Origin of the sequence: Kitasatospora misakiensis (assembly GCF_042656005.1) — a bacterium.
Lineage (GTDB): Bacteria > Actinomycetota > Actinomycetes > Streptomycetales > Streptomycetaceae > Kitasatospora > Kitasatospora misakiensis.
Window position 1 is genome coordinate 1 of sequence record NZ_JBHSOF010000116.1, and the last position, 3,055, is coordinate 3,055.

At 76.2% G+C, this 3,055-nt stretch carries 3 protein-coding genes; all 3 read left to right on the forward strand.

What is annotated here, in order from left to right; genetic code table 11:
- A partial coding sequence (locus tag ACFP3U_RS36730) for an ADP-dependent NAD(P)H-hydrate dehydratase (RefSeq protein ID WP_380230123.1) occupies nucleotides 1–382 on the forward strand: 382 nt, incomplete at its 5' end.
- Nucleotides 383–570: 188 nt separating this feature from the next.
- Nucleotides 571–1,767, forward strand: coding sequence for an alanine racemase (gene alr / locus ACFP3U_RS36735; protein ID WP_380230124.1), 1,197 nt, complete (start codon nucleotides 571–573; stop codon nucleotides 1,765–1,767).
- Nucleotides 1,764–3,005 carry an alpha/beta fold hydrolase gene (locus tag ACFP3U_RS36740; RefSeq protein WP_380230125.1) on the forward strand — a complete coding sequence of 414 codons (1,242 nt, stop codon included), beginning with the start codon at nucleotides 1,764–1,766 and terminating at the stop codon, nucleotides 3,003–3,005. The genes alr and ACFP3U_RS36740 overlap by 4 nt, the downstream gene beginning before the upstream one ends.
- The last annotated feature ends 50 nt before the right edge of the window (nucleotides 3,006–3,055 follow it).

The following is a 3,055-nucleotide window of genomic DNA, read 5'->3' on the forward strand; positions in this document are numbered from 1 at the left end:
GGCCGCCCGGCTGGCCACCGCGCGGCGGCTCGCGGCGGCGTACCGGGCGACGGTGCTGCTGAAGGGCTCGACCACGGTGGTCGCCGATCCGGGCGGCGCCGTGCGGGTGAACCCGACCGGCACCTCGTGGCTGGCCACGGCCGGCAGCGGGGACGTGCTGGCCGGCCTGGCCGGCTCGCTGCTCGCGGCGGGCCTCGCCCCGCTGGACGCCGCCGCGGTGGCCGCCTATCTGCACGGCCTCGCCGCCCGGCACACCGCGGCCGCCCCCGGCGCCCCGGTCACCGCCCTGGAGGTGGCGGCCGCCCTCCCGGCCGCCTGGAACGACGTGCGGGCCGCGGCGGCCCCGGACGGCGCGGCGCGGGCGGGCGGAACCGGCGCCTGATTCTGGAACGACGTACGGGCCGCGGCGGCCCCGGGCGGCGCGGCGCGGGCGGGCGGAACCGGCGCCTGATTCGTGGGCGTCCGGAAGGGGGTGGCGGGTCGCGTGGGGTCCGGGGAGCGGCCGCCCCGGGGCGGCGTGCCGACGGGCCGTTCGGCGAGGACCCTGGGACGTCTGGGAGACTGACCCTGATGACAACTGCGAAGACGACCGTGATGGCCGGCCTCACCGAAGGCGTACGGGCCGAGGCGACCATCGATCTCGCCGCCCTGCGCGGCAACCTCGACGCGCTGCGCGAGCGTATCGGCGGGGCCACCGTGATGGCCGCGGTCAAGGCGGACGCCTACGGCCACGGCGCGCTCCGGTGCGCCCGGGAGGCGGTCGCCGCGGGAGTCGGCTGGCTGGGCACCGCGACGCCCGAGGAGGCGCTCGCCCTGCGCGCCGGCGGTATAGGCCCCGACCAGGCACGTATCCTCTGCTGGCTGTGGACCCCCGGCGGCCCCTGGCGGGAGGCGCTCTTCGCCGACGTCGACATCTCGGTCAGCGGCCAGTGGGCGCTCACCGAACTGCTCGCCGCCGTCCGCGCCACCGGCATCCCGGCCCGGGTCCACCTGAAGGCCGACACCGGCCTCGGCCGCAACGGCTGCCAGCCGCACGACTGGCCCGAGCTGGTCACCGCCGCCCGCCGCGCCGAGCTGGACGGCCTGCTGACCGTGGTCGGCGTCTGGTCGCACTTCGCCGCCGCCGACGAGCCCGGCCACCCCTCCATCCAGGCACAGCTGGACGCCTTCCGGATCGCCCTGGCCACCGCCGAGGCGGCCGGGCTGCGCCCCGAGGTGCGCCACCTGGCCAACTCGCCGGCCACCCTGCTGCTGCCGCAGGCGCACTTCGACATGGTCCGCACGGGCCTCGCGATGTACGGGCTCTCGCCCGTCCCGGAGGTCGGCTCGCCGGCCGACTTCGGGCTGCGCCCGGTGATGTCGCTGACCGCCCGGCTGGCCCTGGTCAAGCACGTGCCCGGCGGCCACGGCGTCAGCTACGGCCACCACTACACCACCCCCGGGCCGACCACGCTGGGCCTCGTCCCGGTCGGCTACGGCGACGGCATCCCCCGCCACGCCAGCGGCATCGGCCCGGTGCAGATCGGCGGCAAGTGGCACACGGTGGCCGGCCGGGTGGCGATGGACCAGTTCGTCGTCGACCTCGGCGGCGAGACCCCGCCGATCGGTGACGAGGTGCTCGTCTTCGGCAGCGGCGACCGCGGCGAGCCGACCGCCGAGGACTGGGGCCGCGCCTGCGGCACCATCTCCTACGAGATCGTGACCCGGATCGGCTCCCGGGTGCCGCGCCGCTACGTCGGCGGCCTGGACGAGGGCCTGTTCGGATGAGCGAGCAGAGCGGCACCGATCCGGTCGGGACGGTGAGCAGGGTGGCCCAGGCCGTCAAGGCGGCCGAGACGGCCACCGGGGTGAGCCGGGCGGGTCTGATCGGCATCTCGGTCGGCGTGCTCGCGGCCGGCGCCGCCGCCGGTGTGGCGATCGACCGGATGACGGTCGGCCGGAGCACCCGCCGCCGGGCCCGCGCCGAACTCGACGCCGAGGCCCCGTACGGCTCGCTGCGCGGCCGCCCCCGTACGGTGGCCGCCGCCGACGGCACCGAGCTGTACGTCGAGCTGGACGGCCTCGGCGGTCCGGGCGCGGAGCCCGGCCGGACGGGGCAGGACGGGCGGACCGGGCGGGACGGCGCGGCCGAGCCGCTGACCGTGATCTTCTCCCACGGCTACTGCCTCAACCAGGACAACTGGCACTTCCAGCGCGCCGCCTTCCGGGCCGGTGCCCGCCTGGTCTTCTGGGACCAGCGCAGCCACGGCCGCTCCGAGCGCTCCCGCTCCTTCCTGGCCGGCGAGCCGGCCGGCATCGACCAGCTGGGCGGCGACCTCAAGGCGGTGATCGACGCCGTCGCGCCCACCGGGCCGCTGGTCCTGGTCGGCCACTCGATGGGCGGCATGACGATGATGGCGCTGGCCGACCAGCACCCGGAGCTGTTCCGCGAGCGGGTCGCCGGCGTCGCGCTGATCGGCACCCTGGCCGGGAACTGGGACGCCGTCACCTTCGGTCTGCCCGCGGCGGGCGCCAAGCTGTTCCGCAAGGTCGCGCCGGGCATGATGAAGCTGCTCGGCCGTCAGGTGGACCTGGTGGAGGCGACCCGCCGGCTCGGCACGGACATCAGCGCCGTCTTCTACCGGCGGTACTCCTTCGGCGGGAAGGACGTCGACCCGGGCGTGGCCCGGTTCGCCGAGCAGATGCTGGACGCCACCCCGATCGACGTGGTGGCCGAGTTCTACCCGGTCTTCTCCGTGCACGAGAAGACCGAGGCGCTGGCCGTCCTGCGCGGCATCCCCACCCTGGTGCTGACCGGCACCAAGGACCTCCTGACCCCGCCGGGCCACGGCGAGGTGATGGCCGAGCAGTTGCCGGGCGCCGAACTGGTCCTGGTCGAGGACGCCGGTCACCTGGTGATGCTGGAGCGCCCCGAGCTGGTCGACCGTCACCTGGCCGAGCTGTTCGACCGGGCCGCCCGCTTCCGCGGCGCGGCCCCGCTGCCCCCGGTCGGCGAGCCCGCCTAGACCCGTACTTCGCGGGTCGCTGATTCGTATGGTGTGACCGGTCCGGGAGT

Excerpts from the sequence above, each read along its gene's own strand:
- alr (WP_380230124.1), top strand. The coding sequence starts at position 571 with ATGACAACTGCGAAGACGACCGTGATGGCCGGCCTCACCGAAGGCGTA.
- ACFP3U_RS36740 (WP_380230125.1), top strand. The coding sequence starts at position 1,764 with ATGAGCGAGCAGAGCGGCACCGATCCGGTCGGGACGGTGAGCAGGGTG.